The organism is Sphingomonas aurantiaca, from assembly GCF_003050705.1.
GTDB lineage: Bacteria > Pseudomonadota > Alphaproteobacteria > Sphingomonadales > Sphingomonadaceae > Sphingomonas > Sphingomonas aurantiaca.
The window spans coordinates 751,102-770,888 of record NZ_QAOG01000002.1 but is presented as its reverse complement, the minus strand read 5'-3'; the positions used below and the strand labels follow the sequence as shown (position 1 = coordinate 770,888).

The window sequence follows — 19,787 nt, the reverse complement described above, 5'->3', positions numbered from 1 at the left end:
GCCCGGAAACCGCAAGCCGCCGCCCACATGTCCCTTCATCTAAACCTACAATGTCAAAGAGCCGACAAAAATACCGACACTCGCATAACCTCCCTTGCAGGAAGCTTGGAGCATCTGGTTTTTTGCGACCGCTGCAGAAGCCGGTGAGGCACTCCGCTGCGGTGACACCCCTCTACGGCCACCCCACACACCCGTCAAACACTTTCTTGCATATTTGTGGCAATTTTTGCCCGCCCACTCGTTCTGCGCCCCCAACCCACCCACACGGACCTCAGCCAAGCGATTGGAATGGCCCAGTCCCGTACATTGCGCACGGAGATGGATCAGCGGTCACCGACCCGATCGGGCATACGACGCCATAGTTTTCATGCTCGCGACGTATGACGCCTGGCGTCCGCGGTGGAGGCACCGGCCCGGAAACGCGGACCGGCGATACGCAAATGGCATGTCTGACCCGTGTGTTCGCGTCCGTCGTTCAGCTTGCCAAAGCGTTCGGTCCCGTATGCGACCGATGTTACGGGCCGAGCGTTTGGAATCGCGACCGTTTGATCAGCTTTCAGGATTTTGTTTGTTGCTTATACACTTGTGTCGTTCATGGCGGTGTTCATGACTGGTCTGATATCCCGCCTGACGCAGCTCCGGCACTCTGATCACGCTATCGCCGCCTCTGTGCGCGAGACGCTTGTCGGCTCGCTCTACGCGTCCCCGCAATCGCTCGTGATCGGTGCGATCACCTCAAGCGGAATGATGGGCGTGGTCGCGCTCGTCAGCGGCAGTCGATCGATGATCCTGTGCGCCGTGGCGATCCTGATCGTCGCCGGCATCCGGGTTAGCGATGCGATCGGGATATGGCCGCGATCGGCGCGGCGCGGCGCCGCCACCGCGTCGCAGCTTGCCGACAAGGAGATGCTCTATCGGTTCGGCGCGCTGTCCTACTCCGCGCTACTCGGCGTGTTCGGGCTGCTGGCACTGGTCTATACCGACGAGGCGGTGCTCCAGCTGCTCGCGGTAACCACGACGATCGGCTATGCGGCGGGTATCGCGGGACGCAATGCGGGCCGCCCCTGGATCGCGCTGTCGCAATTATGCTTTGCCTCGTTGCCGCTGTCCTTTGGGCTGATCCTGTCGTTCGACCCGCTGAAGATCGCGCTTGCCGTGGTGATCATGCTGTTCGTCGTGGCGATGATGGACATCACGCTGCAGACCTATGGCGTGATCCTGCAGGCGACCACGGTCTCCCGGGAGAAGGTCGCGCTGGCGGAATATCATGCCGCGGTCGCACGGCGCGACGATCTGACGGGCGTCGCCAATCGCACCGCGTTCCGCGAGCAGTTCGAGGCGCGGCTGCGGACGCTGTGCACCGCGGAACGGTGGCTGACGATCCACTGGATCGATCTGGATCGCTTCAAGGAGATCAACGACTCGTTCGGGCATCTTGCGGGCAATGCGCTGCTTGCCGGAGTCGCACGCCGGCTGAACGAGGCGTTCGGCAGCACGGGGATCGTCGCGCGGCTGGGCGGCGACGAGTTCGCGGTTGTCTGCGACGTCGAGCACCGCGACGGCGCGGCCTCGATCGGGCGCAGGATCATCGATCTCGTCGAGCAGCCGGTTCATTATGACGGCCGCCTGCTGCATGTCGGTGCGTCGCTGGGCATCGCGATCGCGCCGGTCGACGGCACCGATGCTGACACGTTGCTCAAGAATGCCGACCTCGCGCTGTACCGTGCGAAGGACAGCGGGCGCGGCCAGATGTGCTTCTACGAACCCCTGATGGACGAAAAGGTCGAGCGCAGCCGCGATCTTGCCAGCGAACTCCAGGGCGCACTGGAACGCGGCGAGTTTCAGCTGATGTTTCAGCCGATCTTCGACCTTGCGGGCCAGCGCATCCTGTCGTGCGAGGCGCTGTTGCGCTGGACCAATCGCCGCCACGGATCGATCTCGCCGGCCGAATTCATTCCGATCGCCGAAGACAATGGGTTGATCGTGCCGATCGGGAGCTGGGTCATTCGCGAGGCCTGCCGGACGGCGAGCAGCTGGCCGGCCGATGTGAAGATCGCGGTCAACCTGTCGCCGGTCCAGTTGCGCGCGACCAACCTGCCGATGGTCATCATGAGCGCGCTGGCCTCGAGCGGGCTGGAGGCGGAGCGGCTCGAGCTCGAAGTGACCGAGTCTGTGCTGCTCGACGATATCGAGGCATCGCTCGCGGCGCTCGACGCGATCAACCGCCTCCATGTCCGCACGACGCTCGACGATTTTGGCACCGGCTATTCGTCGCTCAGCTATTTGACCAAATTCCCGTTCCAGACGCTCAAGATCGACCGGTCGTTCATCGCCGATCTCGAGCAGAGCCCGGCGTCGGTGGCGATCGTGCAGACGGTCATCGATCTCGCGGCCAAACTCGGCATGCGGACGGTGGCCGAGGGAATCGAGACGCAAGCGCAGCTCGACCAGTTGCGGCGGACGCGCTGCGATGCGGTGCAGGGCTATCTCCTCGCACGGCCGATGCCGGCGACCATGGTCGCGACCATGCTCGCCGGCGACGGTATCAAGATACAAGGACGGTCATGACCGCCGCGATCAGGCCGCCTTGTCGAGCAACCTGGTCTGCGCGCCGACCAGTCGCCGCATGAGCTTCAGGTCCGCGTCGCTGAGCCGCAAGGCGGCGTCTGCCCAGAGGTCGACGACCGCCTGAAGCTCGGACAGGGGCAGCGGGTTGACCGAGCGCGACGCCTCGTAGATCGCGCAGTGCCCGCTGTGACGGCGCCGGTTCTGGCGGATATACGTCTCGACTTCGGCGCGCCCCTGGCCGGGATGGGCGAGCGCGTGGACGATGCCCAGGTCATACAGCTCTTCGGCACTGTACGATCGCCCGCTCAGGATCATGTGCTCCGCCCGCGCTGCACCGAGCCGGCGCGACAGGAAGCAGTGCGCGCCCATCCCGGGGAACAGCCCGAAATTGGTCTCGGGCAGCCCGAATTGCGTGCCGCGCTCGGCAATGACGACGTTGAACGACAACAGCGCCTCGAAGCCACCGCCAAGCGCATCGCCCTCGACGAGTCCGATCGTGATGATCGGCCGGTCGAGGCTGCGCATGTTGCGGTGCAGGATCTCGACGCAGGCCCGACCGTAGCGGACCAGCGCGTCGCGATCCCCGTTGCGGATATGCGCAGCGAACAGGTCCAGATCGCCACCCAGCGAGAAGACGCCGGGAAACCGCGATCCAAGGACGACATACCGGATCGGCATCGATCCCGACGATTGCACGGTCACGATATCGTCCTGCCACTGGCGGAATTCGGCGAGCAGCCCTGGGTTGAAGCTCGGGCGGCTGCGTTGGCGCATGTACGTCCAGAGCGTGTCGGTGATGGGATCGAACTGGGAGTCGAGGTCGATGGCTTCGAAGGGCCGGCGCGGCTGTGCACGATGTGCTGGCGGCGAATCGCTGTGGATTTCGTGGCGGTCGGCCGGCACGGCGGCGGGGTATTCGAGGGTCATTACGACGTCCTTCTGCACACGCAGCAAAGGTGCTGCGGGCGAAGTCTAGTTTGAACTGGACGCAGGACCGATCACGCGATGCGCGGACTCCGCGAAAACTTCGCCGCGCGCAGATTTCGTTCCGCCCGACCTTGGCCGAGTCCTAGTCGCCGATGCGCGCCGCGCGCTGGTTCAGCACGATCCGCATCCCGCCCTTGGGTGTCGTGCCGGTAACGGTCGCCTGCCCAACGAACCCGGTCGCGTCATAGCTGCCCGCGCGCACGATCTGCATCGGTTCGCCGCGCTTTTGCGGACAGCTCAGCGTCTGCGCGTAGCGTCCGTCGGCAATCCGCTGACTGTCGACCCGGCATCCTGCCTTCGGATCGGGGACGAGCAACGCCTCGACGCCCTGCGCCGCGGGCAGCCGCTTGTGCTCCGCCTTCGACTTGCCGCGCATCATCCGCAGGATGAACCCGGGCGCGCCAGGAACGGCGATGTCGGTGACGGTGGAGGTGACGTCCCAGCGTCCGGCGGCCAGCACCGGCCCCGCCGCCATCGCCGCCATCGCCGCAGACGGCAGCAGGACGAGCGCAACACCAAGTGCCGCAGCACAGGACGGGGCGAGGGATTTGGACGCGGGGGATCGGGGCATGCGCTTGTTTATACGCCGATCTTTGCAGGCGCCAGCGCCGAGTGGCGCGGTGTATCGTTGCCTTGGTCGCGACAAGCCGCGAGAACGCGCCATGGTTCCGAGTACCCGACGCCCCTCACCTCTTCCCTCCGCTCTAACGGTACGCGACCGTGCGTGACGTGCCGCCCGAAGCGCCTGCCCCGCTGGCCCAGCCCCCCGCCCGCGCAACGCTGGTTCTGTTCAGCGCCGGGGACTTCGCGTTCAATCTCTACTGGCAGGCGATCAGCCTCTATCTGCTGTTCTTCTACATGGATGCGTTGGCGTTGCCGCCGGCCACTGCCGGGCTGATCTTCATGATCGGCGCGATCTGGGACGGTGCCGCCGACTTTCTTGCGGGTGCGGCGGCGGAGCGGATGCGGCTGTCGTATCGGCGGATGGTCGGATGGGGCGCGCTGCCGCTGGGGCTGGCATTCGCCGCGATGTTCGCCGTGCCCGCGGGTGCGGCACTGTGGGCGCTTGCGACGCAGATCCTGTTCCGGACGCTCTATGCGTTCACCAACATACCCTATGCCGCGTGGACGACGCGCGTGGCGCAGACGAGCCGGGACCGGTCGCTGGTGGCCGGGCTTCGCATGGGGTTCGGATCGGCCGCCGCGGCGCTGGTGGCACTGGCACTGCCGGGGCTGGCGGAGACGACGGGCAGCTATGGCGCGGCCAGCGCGCTGCTCGCCGTGCTGGGCGTGCCCCTGCTCGCAATCATGGCGTGGCGCGTCCCCGAACCGAGCCTCCCTGCCCCGCGCATCGAGGCTCCTGCGATCTTCGCCGGCCTCGTAACGCTCGCGCGCAACCGGGCGTTTATCGCGCTCAACGTCGCGGCGGCCCTGGGTGGCGCCGCGACCGCGCTGACCACGCAGTCGGTGCTCTATTATTTCCGCTACGTGCTGCTCGATACCCCCGGCGGCCCGCGCGCACTGGCCGGTATGGCGCTCGGCAGCCTCGTCGCGGTGCCGGTCTGGACCGCGCTTGCCCGTGCGCAGGGCGCGCGTGCCGCCTGGATCGGCGCGGGCGCGCTGGCGCTGGCGGTGCCCGCCGTCTTCGCGCTGGTCCGCGACCCCGGCAGCGCGGGGACGGTTGCATTCCTGCTCGCGATGCAGGCGGCGTTCGTCGGGTTCGCGCTCGCCGCGTGGACATTGCTGCCCGATGCGGTCGACTGGGACGAAGCGCGGACCGGCAAGCGCGTCGAGGCGCTCGCGTTCGGCACGTTCGCGCTGGTGCAGAAGATCGCGCTGGCCGGCGCGGGGTTTGCGATCGGCGCGATCTACCAGGCGAGCGGCTTCGTCGCGGGCGCCGTGCAGGGCGCGAACAGCCTGCGCGCCATACGGTGGCTGATGCTGGCCTGCCCCGCGGTGCTGATCGCGGCGATGCTGGTGGCGGTGATCGCCATCCCGCTTCGCCGCGATACATTGCTGCGGCTCAGGCGAGCGTAAACGCGCCCGAGACGCCTTCGGCCTGCGCCGAGGGGGCGATCCAGATCTGGAACCGGCCGGGCTCCACCGTCGGCCGCAGATCGCGGCCGACGAACAGCAGGTCGCTGCGGCGGAGCGTGAACGACACGCGCTGGCGCTCGCCGGGCTTCAGCGCGACCTTCCGGAACGCTTTCAGCTCGCGCACCGGGCGGGTGATGCTCGCTGCGAGATCGCGGATGTAGAGCTGCACCACCTCCTCGGCGGGGCGCGTGCCGGTGTTGGCGATCGTCGCGTTCACGGTGAGCGCCCCGTCGCTCGCCATCCGTCCGGTGCCGACATCGAGATCGGTATAGCCGATCGTGCCGTAGGTCAGGCCGTGCCCGAACGCGAACAGCGCGTCGTTGGCGAACTCGCGGTAATGCGCCTTGTATTCGGTGAGCGGGCCCGGCGCGTTGGGACGCCCGGTGCTCTTGTGATCATAATGATAGGGCGCCTGCCCGGTGGCATGCGGGAACGAGACCGGCAGGCGCGCCGAGGGGCCTGTCTTGCCGAACAGCACGTCGGCGATCGCGGGGCCGTCCTGCGATCCGAGGAACCAGGTGACGAGGATCGCGGGGACGTCGAGCAAGGCCCCGTGCAGCGCGAGCGCGCGGCCGGTGCGGAGCAGGACGACGATCGGCGTGCCGGTCGCGGCGACTGCCTCGACCAGCGCCATCTGCGCGCGCGGAACGACGATGTCGACGCGCGACTGCGCCTCGCCCGACATGCGCTGGCTCTCGCCGATCGCAAGCACGACGATATCCGCCGCACGCGCGGCGGCGACCGCGGCGGGGATGCCGCCTGCGAGCGGTTCGTCGATGCCCGAGCCGGGCGAGACGCTGATCAGCGACGGATCGGCGACGGTCGCGCGCACGCCGGTCGCGAGGTCGACCGCCTCGGCGTCGGTGCCATAGACGTTCCATGGACCGATCAGGTCGTGCTGCCCCGCGGCAAACGGGCCGATCAGCGCGATCCGCTTGCCCTGGCGCGGCAGAGGCAGGAGGCCGCCGTCGTTCTTGAGCATCACGATCGATTTCGCGCCCGCTTCCCGTGCGAGCGCCAGGCTCTCGCGCGTGCGGATCCGCGTCTTCTCGCGGCGCGGATCGATCCGGCGGAACGGATCGTCGAACAGCCCGAGCTGGACTTTCAGCGCGAGGACGCGGCGGACCGCTTCGTCGAGCCGCGCCATCGGCACGTCCCCCGACTCGACCAGATCGGGCAGGTGGTTGAGGTAGAAGCCGCTCTGCATGCTCATGTCCACGCCGGCCATGAAGGCCAGCTTCGTGGCCTCGCGGGCGTCGGCGGCGAACCCGTGCGCGATCAGCTCCTCGTCGCCGGTGTAATCGGACACGACCAGCCCGCCGAATCCCCATTCGCGGCGCAGGACGTCGGTCAGCAGCCAGGGGTTGGCGGTGGCGGGCACGCCGTTGATCTCGTTGAACGACGCCATCACGGTCGGCGACCCCGCCGCGAACGCGGACTGGAATGCCGGGAAGTAGGTCTCGCGCAGCGTGCGCTCCGAAATGTCGACCGAATTATAGTCGAGCCCAGCTTCCGCCGCGCCATAGGCGGCGAAATGCTTGGCGCAGGAGGCGACCGCGTCGGGCGCCGCGAGGCCGCGCTCGCCTTGGAACCCGCGGACTCGCGCGTCTGCCATCATCCGGCCGAGCAACACGTCCTCGCCCGCGCCCTCGACTCCGCGGCCCCAGCGCGCATCGCGGGCGATGTCGACCATCGGCGCGAAGGTCCAGTCGATCCCCGACGCCGCCGCCTCTGCGCCCGCCGCCCGCGCGGTGCGCCGGGCCAGCTCGGCATCGAAGCTCGCCGCCTCGGCCAGCGGCACCGGAAAGACGGTGCGCAGGCCGTGGATGACGTCGGCGGCGAACAGCAGCGGAATCTTGAGCCTCGACTCGCGCATCGCGGTGGTCTGCATCCGGTGCGCCATGACCGCGCCATTGCCGTTGAACACGCCGCCGAGCCGGCCGGCGCGCACGTCGCCAAGCTGACCGTCGAAGCTGGCCGAGCCGCCCGCGGGATTGAGCGACGTGGCAGCCCCCCCTGCCCAGGCCGCCGCCATCAGCGTCAGCTGGCCCGCCTTCTCGATCACCGTCATCCGGCCGATCAACGCCTCGACCGAGGCGGGTAGCGCGGTCGCCCCGCCGCCCGCCTGCTGGAGCAGCGCGCGCGCGGGATTGGCCGCCCAGGCCGTCACCGCCGCCGCGCCCATCATCATCGCGCGCCGCGACATATCCCGCCGTGAATTCGTTGCCACCGTCATCCGCTCACCCTTGTCCATGCCTGTAGCGATCCCCCGAAAGGACGGTCGTCGCAAGGTTCTTGATCACCGCTTCTGGATCATGTAACCGGTTACATCAAGAATAAGATGCCGGTCGCAGTGAGCAACACCGGTGCCAGAGGGGAGCCTGACGCTTCATGCCGCACGCCACGATCCGTGATATTGCCCGCGAAGCCGCGGTGTCGGTTGCGACCGTGTCGCGGGCGATGAACGGGCACAGCAACGTCCGCCCCGAACTGCGCGCGCACATCGAAAGCGTGGCGACGCGGCTGGGCTACGTCCCCCATGCCGCCGCGCGCCACCTGAGTTCGGCGCGGTCGGGGATGATCGGCGTCGTCGTCCCCGACCTGCACGGCGAGTTCTTCTCCGAATTGCTGCGCGGCATGGACCGCGAGGCGTCCGAGCGCGGGCTGTATTGCATGATGATGGTGATGCACGGCGATGCGCAACGCGGCGTCGCGGCGCTGCACGCGATGCGCGGCCGAGTCGACGGCTTGGTCGTGATGGCGCCCCAGGTCTCGGCGGACGAATTGCTGGCGCATCTGCCGCGCGACATGCCCGCGGTCCTGCTGAACTGCGCACCGGGACAGCCGGGTCGCGCCGAACTGCGGATCGACAATGTCGCGGGCGCATCGGCGGTGGTCGAGCACCTGATCGCGAGCGGGCGGCGCCGGCTGGTCCATATCGCCGGGCCGGCGGGCAATATCGACGCCGACGAGCGACTTCGCGGCGCGCAGGATGCGTGTGCGCGCGCGGGCCTGTCCCTACGTGTGCTGCCCGGCGACTTCAGGGAGCCATCGGGCGCCGCCGCCGCCGCGACGTTGATCGCGGAAGGCATCGACATCGACGCGATCTTCGCCGCGAACGACATGATGGCGATCGGCGCGATGATGGCGTTCCGACGCGCGGGGATCATGGTGCCAGACCGGATCGCGATCGCGGGCTTCGACGATATTCCGCTGACCCGGCTTATCTCGCCGTCGCTGACATCAGCCAGCATCGACATTGCCAGCTTCGGCGCCAGCGCGGTCGCGCGGCTCGTGAAGGCGATCGCGGGCGACGACGATGGCAGCATCGAGCAGCGCGTCCCGGTCGTCATGGTGCGCGAGTCCACCGGCCCCGCGCGCACCGACCACACTCTTTCCAACGTCCACAACAACACACCCGAACAATCGGGAAAAGGGGAATATTCATGACCAGGATGATGTTGCGCGCGGCGATCGTCTCGATGACGGCGCTGTCGAGCGGGCTGCTGTTTGCGCCGACGCCGGCGGTGGCGCAGGTCGGCCAGGCGTCGCTGCGCGGCACGATCACCGCACCCGCCGACAACCCGATCGTCGAGGTGACGGCGGTCGAGATCTCGACCGGCTTGCGGCGCACCGTGCCCGCCGAGGCGAACGGCGCGTACAACTTCGCGTCGCTGCGCGCGGGCACCTATCGCCTCGAGATGAAGCAACGCAACGGCACGCGCAATTCGGACGCGTTCACGCTGCGCGTAGGTCAGGTCGCCGGGCTCGATCTCGACCTGTCGGCGGCGACGGCACCCGCTGCGACCACCGGCGCCGAACCCGCTGCCATGCCCGATGCCGATGCGCCCGCGACGGGCGCGGCCCCCGCCGGCGATGAGATCGTCGTCACCGGCAACCGTATCCGCTCGCTCGCCGGTGGCCAGGTCGGCAGCGTCATCTCGTCGCGGTTGATCGAGCAGCTGCCGCAGAACAACCGCAACTTCCTCGCCTTTGCCGATCTGGCACCGGGCGTGCGCTTCATCGAGGACGCGAGCGGCGCATCGCGCATCCAGGGCGGCGCGCAGGACAGCCGCACCGTCAACGTCTTCATCGATGGCGTCAGCCAGAAGGATTACGTCCTCAAGAACGGCATCACCGGCCAGGATTCCTCGCCCGGCAACCCGTTCCCGCAGCTCGGCATCGGCGAGTATCAGGTGCTGTCGTCGAACTACAAGGCGGAGTTCGACCAGGTCAGCTCGGTCGCGATCACCGCGGTGACGAAGTCGGGGACGAACGAATTCCACGGCGAGGGCTTTTACGACTTCACCAACCAGAATCTGCGCGACCGTCGCCCGAGCGAGATCTTCCCGACCACGATCCCCAAGGTCGACACCAGCAACAAGCAGTTCGGCGCGGCGCTGGGTGGCCCGATCATCAAGGACAAGGCGCACTTCTTCGCCACCTACGAAGGCAAGCGCATCTCCAGCCCGTACGACGTGCGGCCCGAGAACGGCTATCCGATCTCGTCCATCCCGCAGCAATATCAGGGCAATTTCGGCACGTTCGCGCAGCGGTTCAAGCAGGACCTGTATTTCGCCAAGATCGACATCGTGCCGACCGACAATGACCTGATCGAACTGTCGGGCAAGTATCGCAACGAATCCGGGCTGCAGAACGCGACCGGAATCAACGCGGCCAGCACGTCGACGCTGAACAAGGTCGTCGACAAGCGCGGCCTGCTCCGCTGGCAGCATACCGGCGACAAGTGGATCAACGACGCACGCCTCTCCTACGAGGACGCGTTGTTCGCGCCGACGCCCGCGACCGACGGCAACACGCAGTTCTTCCAGGCCACGCAGCGGATCGGCAACGGCATCCAGCGCACCGACCTGCTCCGCGCGGGTGGCGGCGGCAACTTCCAGACCAAGGGCCAGAAGGGCTGGACGATCCAGGACGATTTCACGTTCACCGGACTCCAGGGGCACACGATCAAGGTCGGCGCCAAGGCCAAGTGGGTCAAGCTCAACACGCTCGAGCAGAACCTGACCAACCCGGAATACACCTATGACGTGAACGCGATCCCGGGCGTCGCGTTCAACGATACGCTCCCGTACAAGCTTCAGTTCGGTGCGACGGGGCCGGCGGGCCAGGCCAATGTCCGGTCGAACAATTTCCAGATCGGTTTCTATGCGCAGGACGACTGGGACGTCACCAGCCACCTGACGCTGAACCTTGGCCTGCGCTGGGATTACGAGCGCACGCCGTCCTATCTGAACTACGTCACGTCGGCCGAGAACATCACGGCGGTATCACCCGAAAACTATCCCAACCTCAACGGCGCCGACTACGACATCAACGACTATATCTCGAACGGCAACAACCGGAAGGCGTTCAAGGGCGCGTGGCAGCCGCGGCTTGGTTTCACCTACCGCTTCGACGATGCAGGTCGCTTCTCGATGTTCGGTGGCTATGGCCGGTCGTATGACCGCAACCAGTTCGACTTCCTCCAGCAGGAAGCCAGCCAGGGCGCGTACCAGGTCCGCACGTTCAACTTCATCGGCAACGACTCGCTCAACCCCTGCGTGCCGAGCCAGACGTGTATCGCGTGGGATCCGGTCTATCTGACTGCGGCGGGACGCCAGCAGCTGGCGAGCACGGCCATCGGCGGCGGGCGCGAGTTCCGTTTCCTCAAGAACGACCTCAAGGTGCCGTATTCGGACCAGTTCAGCCTCGGCCTGCGCGGTCGGTTCTCGCCGGTCGAACTCGAGGTCGGCTATACGCATATCGAAAGCAAGGACGGGTTCGCCTTCCTGCTCGGCAATCGCCGGCCCGACGGATCGTTCTTCTTCAACGATCCTGCCGATCCGGGTGACGTGCCGCAGTCGCCCTTCTCGTTCTCGCCAAACGGCTATGGCTCGATCATCCTTGGCACCAACGGCCTCAAGACCAACTCCGACGCGGTCTATTTCAAGCTCACCAAGACCTATTCGGCAGCGTCGCCGTGGAGCATCGACGCGACCTACACCTACACGCAGGCCGACGAGACGGGGAAGTTCGGCGACACGTACCTGCTCGATTATGCGCAGCTCTCGGATTACCCGATGCTGCGCTCGTCGGGCGTGCCGCGGCACCGGTTCGTAATCGCGGGCAGCGTCGACACGCCGATCGGGGTGACGATCTCGACCAAGTTCCAGATCGAATCGCCCATCTATCTCAAGGCGTTCGTCGACCGGTCCGATCCGTTCTCACGCGAGCTGGTCGGGCGGCAGGCGGATAGCCTCGGCGATCTCTGGGGTCGTCGACAGCTGGACTTCGCGTTCACCAAATACGTCCCGCTCGGCTTCATCACCGATCAGACGCGCGTCCGCATGCGGCTCGATATCCTGAACGTCATGAACGACCGCAACTACACCGACTTCAACAACAGCCCGCTCGATCCGAATTACGGCCAGCGATCGACCTACAGCACGGGCGGCAATGCGCCGCGCACGGTCAAGCTGTCGGCGGGCTTCTCGTTCTAGCATGCTTGCGGGACGCAGCCCGGCTGCGTCCCGCGTCCTCTCGCGTATCAGTAACCAAAGGACGTCATGATCGATCGCAGGCAGTTGCTGGGCCACACGACGCTGGGCCTGGCGGGACTCATGGCCGGTTGTGCCATGCCTTCGCCCATCCGCCTCGGCGGCCCGACCGGCAGTACCGGGACCAGCAGCGGCACTGCGCTGCCGACCGCGCTGCTCGCCGATCTTCACCAGCGCAGCTTCCGCTTCTTCTGGGAGACGGCCGACCCCGCGACCGGGCTTGCCCCGGATCGCTGGCCGACGCCGTCCTTCGCATCGATCGCCGCGGTCGGGTTCGCGCTGACCGCCTATCCGATCGGCGTGGTCAATGGCTGGATCACGCGCGACGAGGCGCGCACGCGGACGCTCGCCACGCTCGAATTTTTCGCCGCCGCGCCGCAGGGCGACAGCAAGCGCGACGACAGCGGCTATAAGGGGCTATTCTACCATTTCCTCGGCACGACCAAGGGGCACCGGTTCGCGCGCGCGGAACTGTCGACGATCGACACCGCGCTGCTGATCGGCGGCGTGCTGTTCGCGCAGAGCTGGTATGATTCGGATCACCCGGGCGAGCTTCGGATTCGCACCTTGGCGGACCAGCTCTATGCGGCGATCGACTGGGCCTGGATCATGCCGCGGCCGCCGTTCCTGTCGATGGGCTGGCACCCGGAAAGCGGGTTCATCCCGCACGACTGGAACATCTATAACGAGGCGCTGCTGCTGTACGTCTTGGCGCTGGGATCGCCGACGCATGCGTTGCCCGCGGAAACCTGGGACGCGTGGACCGATCGCTTCGACCGGCAGTGGACCGACAAATGGGGCGAGCCCCATATCCATTTCGCGCCGCTGTTCGTCCATCAATACAGCCATTGCTGGATCGATTTCCGCGGCATCCGCGATCGCTACATGGCGAAGAAGGGCATCGATTATTTCGAGAACAGCCGCCGTGCGGTGCGTGCGCATCGGGCCTATGCGATCGCCAATCCGGGCGGGTGGACGGGCTATGGCCCCGACATCTGGGGCCTGACCGCCTGCGATGGCCCGGGCGACTTCACCACCGATATCGGCGGCCGCAAGCGCGAGTTCTTCAGCTATTCCGCGCGTGGGCCGGACGACCGCGACGACGGCACGCTGGCGCCGACCGCCGCGGCCGCCTCGATCGCGTTCGAGCCCGAGCTGGCGCGGCGCGCGATCGAGACGATGCACAGCCAGTACGGCGCGCAGATCTACGGCAAATACGGTTTTCTCGACTCGTTCAACCCGACGCTGACGACCGCGTCGGCGCCGCTGAAGCATGGCAGCATCGACCCCCGCCTGGGCTGGGTCGACACGGATTATCTCGGGATCGACCAGGGCGCGATCGTCGTCATGATGGAGAATTGGCGGACCGGCCTCGTCTGGTCGACGATGCAGCGCAACCCGCATATCCGCCGCGGGCTGCAACGCGCGGGGTTCACGGGGGGCTGGCTGGCCTGAACGCTGACGTCAGCGTTCGACCGCGGAACCGCCGAGCGTCTTGAGGTCGATCGACAGATCCGCGAGCAGCGCCGGCGCGACCGCGACCGATCCGGCGACCAGCGCACGACCCTGCACGTAATCGCGGACTCGGTTGACGCAGTCCAGCGCGATCACCCGCCCCTCTTTGAGATACACGACCGAGAAGCTGCGGCTGTCCGGATCGCCGCGCACGACCGCGTGGTCATATCCCGACAATAGCCCGACGGTCTGAAGCTTCAGATCATATTGATTCGACCAGAACCACGGCACCGCGTGATAGGCCTCGGACGTCCCGGTGAGCAGTTTCGCGACGATCGTCGCCTGGTCGTTGGCATTCTGCACCGACTCCAGCCGGATCACGCGCCCGCCCGCAAACGCATTGGCGTGCGCGGCGCAATCGCCGATCGCGAAGACGTCGGGCAGCGTCGTGCGACACCGATCATCGACACGCACGCCGCCGCCGCTGTCGGCACCGACGCACGCCGCGCCGGCCGCCAGCAGCGGCGCGACCGCGGGGACGATGCCGATCCCGACGATCACCATCTGGCACGCCAAGACCTCGCCATCGCCGAGACGGACGCCGCTGACCGCGCCGGCGGCGTCCTCGACTCCCGCCACCGCGACACCCGTGCGGATCTCGACGCCGTGCGCGCGGTGCTCCGCCTCGTAGAATCGCGAGAGCGCCTCGCCCGTGACGCGCGACAGCACGCGGTCCTGCGCCTCCAGCACCGTGACCTGCTTGCCGAGCTTGGTGAGCACGGCCGCCGCCTCGAGCCCGATATACCCGCCGCCGATCACGACGACCCGATCGACCGTGGGCATCTCCGCGATCATCCGATCGACATCGGCGCGCGTGCGGACACTGTGTACGCCGGTGAGCGCAGGCGGCATGCACGAGAGGCGCCGCGGCACGCCGCCGGTCGCCCAGATCAGCGTACCATAGCCGATGGCGCCGCCTGTGGCGGTGGTCACACGATGCGCGGCGGGGTCGACCGCGACGACGGCGCACCCCGGCAGCAGCGTGATCAGGCGATCGCTCCAGAACGAAGCCGGGCGCAGCAGGATACGCTCGAACGGCTTGTCCCCCGCCAGATACTCCTTCGACAAGGGCGGGCGCTCATAAGGCAATGACGCCTCGTCGCCGAGCAGCGCGATAGTCCCCTCGAACCCGCGCTGCCGCAACGCGATCGCCGCCTGCGCGCCGGCATGGCCCGCACCGACGATCAGCACGTCGTACCGCTCAGGCTGCGGCATGCGCTATCCTTGCGAAAGCGTAGCGACGCGTCGTACGTTCAAAGGCGGGCCGAAAAACAACCATCATCGCTATGGGCTATTGCGAAGCCATGGGCCCGTCAACGCACGCCGCACCACGGCGGCCGCCAGCAGTCGCTACCGACCGCCGGCCGCGCCGACCATCCCGCCTAGTCGATGATCTCATGCAGGTGGCGCGCGGCGCGTCGCCGCTTGTCTCGCTTCTTGGGAAACAGCTTTTCGAGCATGATCAGCGTCGTCGCGATGACAGCAAACATAGTGATCAGGAAGATCGCCGAGTCCGATGTCCAGTCTATGTTGATCAGGCGCATGTTCTTTGCTTACCATTTTTGCATCGCGAGCCGAAGATATAGCGGAAAGGGGGCACCGCGCCAACCGATGCTTCGCGCGATACGGGCCTGCCGCCCGGTATCAGTCGCCAGCGAACGTCAGCGCCGATGTCCGCCGCTCGCGTTCGTTGATCAGCAGCGCGCGGCCCGCGGGGGCGATCGAGCGCTGTGGGCAGTCGTTGCGGAAACAGGCGCGACAGCCAAGGCCGATCGGCATCGCCCGCCCCGCCAGATCGAATCCGCTCGCCGCCGCCAGTTCGCCCGCCTGCGACGCCGCGACGCCCAGGCCGATCGCGAATTCGGCATGGACCGCGCCGTAGCGGCTGCCCTGCGGCGTCACGGTGCGCGCCATCGTCAGCCAGCGCGCGCCGTCCTCGAGTTCGACGAGCTGGACCACCAGGCTGCCGGGCCGGTCGAACGCGTGATGCAGCCGCCACAAGGGGCAGCGCCCGTCCGCCTCGACCAGCGCGGCGCCGCTCGCGCCGGGATAGCGCTTCGACGCCTGCCCTGCGCGGTCGATCCGGATCATGAAGAAGGGCAGACCGCGCGCGCCGACTCGTTGAAGCGTCGTCAGCCGGTGCGCGACCTGCTCGAACCCTGCGCCGAACCGGCGTTGCAGCAGCTCGATGTCGTAGCCGGTCGTCTCGCAGCCGCGCAGGAACCGCGCATAGGGCATCATCAGCGCGGCGGCGAAATAGCCGAGCAGGTGGCGGCGATACAGCCGTTCGGCGGCGCGATCGGTGAAGCCCGCGCCTTTCGCCAGCGCGTCGATCTCCGCCTTTGCCTCGATCTGCCCGAGCTGGAACGCGACCGCGAAGGTTCGCGAGGCGGGGTCGAGCATCTCGCTCAGCTGCAACTGGCGCGCATGCAGATCGAGCCGGCGCAACATATCGGGCAGCACGTCGGCGGGCAGGACCCGGATCGTCAGCCCGTGCTTGGCGCGCAGCCGCTCGGCGATCGCGCCGTACAGGTCGCCCGCGCCCAGCCGCAACTCGTCCGCCAGCGCCTCGGCCGCCGCGTCGAGATCGGCGAAATGGTTGCGCCAACGCTCGATCTCGCGGCGGACGAGAGTCACCGGATCGTCGCCCGCCTCGACCACCGCGCCGCCGTCGATCCGGTCGAACACGCGCGCGAAGGCCGCGGCGCCGCCGGGGGCGCTGGCCAGCCATTCCTCGACCTCGTTGCGGTCGATCTCGAGATCGGCGAACATCGGGTCCGCGAGCCGCCGGCGCAGCGCGTCGGCGCCACCACCGGGTTCGGCCGCGGTCAGCGAGCGCGGATCGAAGTCGAAGCTTTCCGCCAGCTTGATCAGCAACGTCGCCGAGACGGGCCGCTGGTTGCGCTCGACGAGGTTGAGATAGCTCGGGCTGATCGCGAGCCGGTCGGCCATCGCCGCCTGCGTGAGCCCCGCCCCGCGCCGCAACCGCCGGATCGCATGCCCCGCCAGCAATTTCCGTTCCGCCATCGCAAAGCCTCCTGTCACGATGTTTACAGTTCGACACGCGATATACAAGGAGGGTGGACATCGCGACGCTGGTGCAGTGCGATGCCGCCTTCCAACCCCGCGGCATCGCCCGCTATTGATCGTGCATCGCCTCTCTCGGCACACCGATACTGTAAAGAGAGAGACAAAGTGATCTTGCCGGTGCCTTGGAGGCAACCGCGCGAGCCCTGCCGATCCACCGGCCCTATATCGAAGGAGGCAAGCCATGCAGACGACCACCGAACAACCCCGCGCCCGCGCCGTCTTCTCGACCAACGATTTCGCGCTGATGAAGGAAGTGCTCGGCGAGATGATCAGCAAGACCTCGATCGACGACGCCCGGCTGATGCGGATGAGTGCGCTGTACCACCGCCTCGGCCGGCTTGGCTGACCGTTTCACACCGTTTCCTGGGGAGGAAAGAGGTCCGCCGGTGGTTCGTCCACCGGCGGGCTTTCTCGTTTTCCGGCAGGGCGCCCTGCCCGCTCCTCCGTCATCCTGACGCAAGTCAGGACCCAGGGTTACGAGCGCCAGCGTTTGTGGCTCTGGGTCCTGACTTTCGTCAGGATGACGGATGGGTGGTAATCGATCGTGATTTTCCCATCAGGCGTTCATACCCCAACCCGTTACGAAACCGCCCCTTTCCAACCGGGCCCTCTCGTGTAGGACGGCGCGATGGCCAAGACACTGACCGCTCGCATCAAGGACGACATCGTCCTGTACGGCGCCCTCGCCGCCAATCTGGGGATCGGCGTGGCGAAATTCGTCGCCGCCGGGCTGACCGGATCGTCGTCGATGCTCACCGAAGGATTCCACTCGGTGGTCGACAGCGGCAACCAGGTGCTGCTGCTCTACGGGCAGAAAAAGGCCAAGCGCCCCGCCGACGAGGCGCACCCGTTCGGCTATGGCCGCGAGCTGTATTTCTGGGCGTTCGTCGTTGCGATCCTGATCTTCGCGATCGGCGCGGGCGTCTCGATCTTCGAAGGCTGGCGGCATATCCAGGAGCCCGAACCGCTGACCAGCCCGACGATCAATTATGTCGTGCTGGCGATCTCGTTCGCGCTCGAGGGCAGCAGCTGGACGATCGCGGTCCGCGAGTTTGCGAAGGCCAAGGGCGACATGGGCTGGTGGGACGCGATCCACCGGTCGAAGGATCCCGCGGGCTTCATCGTGCTGTTCGAGGATTCGGCGGCGCTGGCAGGGCTGGTGATCGCCGGGGTCGGCATCTGGGCGAGCCACGCCTTCAACGAGCCGCGGATCGACGGCGCCGCCTCGATCGCGATCGGCGTGATCCTCGCGCTCGTCGCAGTGCTGCTCGCGCGTGAATCGAAGGGCTTGCTGATCGGCGAGCGCGCCGATCCCGCGATCATCGCCACGATCCGCCGGATCGTCGCGGCGCATCCGGCGATCATCTCGGTCAACCATGTCCGCACGATCCATACCGCGCCCGACAGCATCTTCGCCGCGATCAGCGCGGATTTCGACGATGCGGTGACGATGGGCAATGGCGAGACGATGATCGAGGCGATGGAGGATGAACTCCGCGCCGCGGTGCCGACGCTGTCGTCCATCTATATCCGCCCCGAGAAGCGCGAAAACGCGACGCTCGCCCCGGTGACGACGGCGACGGGCGCTGCCGGCAAAACTACCACGCCAAGCTGATCCAAATCAGACGCATCCTACTGGCAAGATTGAAGATTCGGCGATAGCATCCGCGCATGAAACCGCTCCTACGCCTGATCGCCCTGCTCTGCCTTTGCGTCGGATACGCGCTGCCCGCGCAAGCGGCGGTGACGATCACATTCTGGAGCCACGAGCTCGGCAACAGCTTCCCGCACGCGTTCTTCACGTTGCGCGGCGTGCCCGATGCGGGCGGCGCGCCGGTCGATGCGAATTTCGGCTTCACCGCGAAGTCGGTCTCGCCGGCGTTGCTGATGGGCCCGGTCGCGGGGAAGCTGGACATCGCCCGGCCGACCTATATCGCGGGCAGCGACGCGCAGTTCTCGGTCGTGATGACCGACGCGCAATATACTGCGGTGCTGCAGCTCGTCGACGCGTGGAGCGAGGGGAAACCCGACAGCGTCTATCGGCTCGGCGACCATAATTGCGTGCATTTCGTCAAGGAGGCGGCGCGACTGGTCGGCCTGTCCGCGCTCGATCAACCCAAGCTGATGAAGAAGCCGCGATCCTATCTGAAGGCGGTCCTCGCCGACAATGCCGGGCGGGTCACGCCCGTCGAGATGCACGGCAAGGCCTATCTCGCGAGCCTGGGCCCCGTCGCACCGGCGATCGCGGCGGCGCAGGCCCCGTCGACCGTGCCCGGCATCGTGGCGACGACCGCCACGCCGCCGCTGCCCGTCGCCGCGCGCTAATCCGCGGGGACGAGCTCGACCACGTCGAGCACCGATTCGAAGCGCGGATAGGGTAGCACGACTCGCCAGCGCCGCTCGGCGATCCGCTCGATCAACCCCGCCATGTCGCGGTTCGCATCGCGGCCATACGACATCGGCCGCTTTTCATCGCCGAGCTGCATCGTCCCGAGGAAGATCGCGCGCGCATCGGTGTCGGGATAGATCGTGCCGACCGGACGCTGCGACCCGTCGAGCTTGGTCAGGCTGACCACCGACTCGCCTTGCGCCGTACCGATCCGGCAGGCGAACCAGCCCGACGCCATGAAGGTCGGGCCGATTCCCGAACGCGCGCCGAGCTTGAACGTCCGGCACCGATAGGCACCCTCCGGCGGCAACGGATCGACGAGCGAGCGATCGGGGTTGAACAGCACCGGATCGCGCGCGATCTCGCGTGGATCGACCTGCGGCAGCGCCGCGACCCACGCCGCACGCCAGCCCCGCAGCCGGCCACGATCCGCCTCGGTCGCGGCGCGGCGCCAGTTCATGTCGCGGTCGCGACTATCGCGAGCGGAAGCAGGCGCGGCCCCGACCGAGCCGATGGCGACGGCGATCGATCCGTACGTCACGAGCCTCTTGCCCGCTACAGTCTTCAGCCAGGTCCGCATC

15 protein-coding genes are annotated in these 19,787 nt (G+C 67.2%); 8 read left to right on the top strand and 7 right to left on the bottom strand.

Annotation, left to right across the window (positions count from 1 at the left end; genetic code table 11):
• Positions 1 to 606 precede the first annotated feature (606 nt).
• On the top strand, positions 607 to 2,568 hold the full coding sequence (locus C8J26_RS08960) for a putative bifunctional diguanylate cyclase/phosphodiesterase (RefSeq protein ID WP_208631350.1): 1,962 nt from the start codon (positions 607 to 609) through the stop codon (positions 2,566 to 2,568).
• 9 nt (positions 2,569 to 2,577) lie between these two features.
• Here the strand turns inward: C8J26_RS08960 and C8J26_RS08955 are convergent, their stop codons facing one another.
• Together C8J26_RS08955 and C8J26_RS08950 are read right to left on the bottom strand one after the other, a co-directional pair.
• Complete coding sequence (locus C8J26_RS08955) at positions 2,578 to 3,495, bottom strand: crotonase/enoyl-CoA hydratase family protein (protein WP_107957553.1); 918 nt, start codon at positions 3,493 to 3,495, stop codon at positions 2,578 to 2,580.
• 142 nt (positions 3,496 to 3,637) lie between these two features.
• Positions 3,638 to 4,126 carry a DUF3617 domain-containing protein gene (locus C8J26_RS08950; RefSeq protein WP_107957552.1) on the bottom strand — a complete coding sequence of 163 codons (489 nt, stop codon included), beginning with the start codon at positions 4,124 to 4,126 and terminating at the stop codon, positions 3,638 to 3,640.
• A 149-nt stretch (positions 4,127 to 4,275) separates the two neighbouring features.
• On the opposite strand from C8J26_RS08950, the gene C8J26_RS08945 reads away from it, so the two are divergent.
• The gene (locus tag C8J26_RS08945) at positions 4,276 to 5,592 is read left to right on the top strand and encodes an MFS transporter (RefSeq protein WP_244185225.1); all 1,317 of its coding nucleotides are present in this window, start codon (positions 4,276 to 4,278) and stop codon (positions 5,590 to 5,592) included.
• Here the strand turns inward: C8J26_RS08945 and C8J26_RS08940 are convergent.
• Positions 5,579 to 7,888 (bottom strand): glycoside hydrolase family 3 N-terminal domain-containing protein, encoded by a 2,310-nt coding sequence (locus C8J26_RS08940; protein WP_244185224.1) that lies wholly within the window; start codon positions 7,886 to 7,888, stop codon positions 5,579 to 5,581. The two genes, C8J26_RS08945 and C8J26_RS08940, sit on opposite strands and share 14 nt — an antisense overlap.
• A gap of 155 nt (positions 7,889 to 8,043) precedes the next feature.
• Here C8J26_RS08940 and C8J26_RS08935 point away from each other — a divergent pair, with 155 nt between their 5' ends.
• The 3 genes from C8J26_RS08935 (at position 8,044) to C8J26_RS08925 (ending at position 13,667) form a co-directional block, all read left to right on the top strand.
• Positions 8,044 to 9,102: a LacI family DNA-binding transcriptional regulator gene (locus C8J26_RS08935; RefSeq protein ID WP_107957551.1), complete on the top strand. Its 1,059-nt coding sequence runs from the start codon at positions 8,044 to 8,046 to the stop codon at positions 9,100 to 9,102.
• Positions 9,099 to 12,155, top strand: a complete 3,057-nt coding sequence (locus C8J26_RS08930; protein WP_244185223.1) for a TonB-dependent receptor — start codon at positions 9,099 to 9,101, stop codon at positions 12,153 to 12,155. Before C8J26_RS08935 ends, C8J26_RS08930 begins: the two co-directional genes overlap by 4 nt.
• A gap of 66 nt (positions 12,156 to 12,221) precedes the next feature.
• The gene (locus C8J26_RS08925) at positions 12,222 to 13,667 is read left to right on the top strand and encodes a glucoamylase family protein (protein WP_107957550.1); all 1,446 of its coding nucleotides are present in this window, start codon (positions 12,222 to 12,224) and stop codon (positions 13,665 to 13,667) included.
• A gap of 9 nt (positions 13,668 to 13,676) precedes the next feature.
• On the opposite strand, the gene C8J26_RS08920 is transcribed toward C8J26_RS08925, so the two are convergent.
• From C8J26_RS08920 to C8J26_RS08915, 3 genes are all read right to left on the bottom strand, one after another.
• Positions 13,677 to 14,942 (bottom strand): NAD(P)/FAD-dependent oxidoreductase, encoded by a 1,266-nt coding sequence (locus tag C8J26_RS08920; protein ID WP_107957549.1) that lies wholly within the window; start codon positions 14,940 to 14,942, stop codon positions 13,677 to 13,679.
• 167 nt (positions 14,943 to 15,109) lie between these two features.
• Positions 15,110 to 15,271 (bottom strand): hypothetical protein, encoded by a 162-nt coding sequence (locus tag C8J26_RS20435; RefSeq protein WP_167398801.1) that lies wholly within the window; start codon positions 15,269 to 15,271, stop codon positions 15,110 to 15,112.
• A 100-nt stretch (positions 15,272 to 15,371) separates the two neighbouring features.
• Positions 15,372 to 16,754 (bottom strand): helix-turn-helix domain-containing protein, encoded by a 1,383-nt coding sequence (locus tag C8J26_RS08915; protein ID WP_056418417.1) that lies wholly within the window; start codon positions 16,752 to 16,754, stop codon positions 15,372 to 15,374.
• 244 nt (positions 16,755 to 16,998) lie between these two features.
• On the opposite strand from C8J26_RS08915, the gene C8J26_RS20430 reads away from it, so the two are divergent.
• The 3 genes from C8J26_RS20430 (at position 16,999) to C8J26_RS08905 (ending at position 19,142) form a co-directional block, all read left to right on the top strand.
• The gene (locus C8J26_RS20430; protein ID WP_167398800.1) at positions 16,999 to 17,163 is read left to right on the top strand and encodes a hypothetical protein; all 165 of its coding nucleotides are present in this window, start codon (positions 16,999 to 17,001) and stop codon (positions 17,161 to 17,163) included.
• 282 nt (positions 17,164 to 17,445) lie between these two features.
• The gene (locus tag C8J26_RS08910; RefSeq protein ID WP_107957548.1) at positions 17,446 to 18,432 is read left to right on the top strand and encodes a cation diffusion facilitator family transporter; all 987 of its coding nucleotides are present in this window, start codon (positions 17,446 to 17,448) and stop codon (positions 18,430 to 18,432) included.
• Between the two features lie 56 nt (positions 18,433 to 18,488).
• The gene (locus C8J26_RS08905) at positions 18,489 to 19,142 is read left to right on the top strand and encodes a hypothetical protein (protein WP_107957547.1); all 654 of its coding nucleotides are present in this window, start codon (positions 18,489 to 18,491) and stop codon (positions 19,140 to 19,142) included.
• Here the strand turns inward: C8J26_RS08905 and C8J26_RS08900 are convergent.
• Positions 19,139 to 19,786, bottom strand: coding sequence for a DUF4893 domain-containing protein (locus tag C8J26_RS08900; RefSeq protein WP_082445342.1), 648 nt, complete (start codon positions 19,784 to 19,786; stop codon positions 19,139 to 19,141). The two genes, C8J26_RS08905 and C8J26_RS08900, sit on opposite strands and share 4 nt — an antisense overlap.
• Position 19,787: the final 1 nt, after the last annotated feature.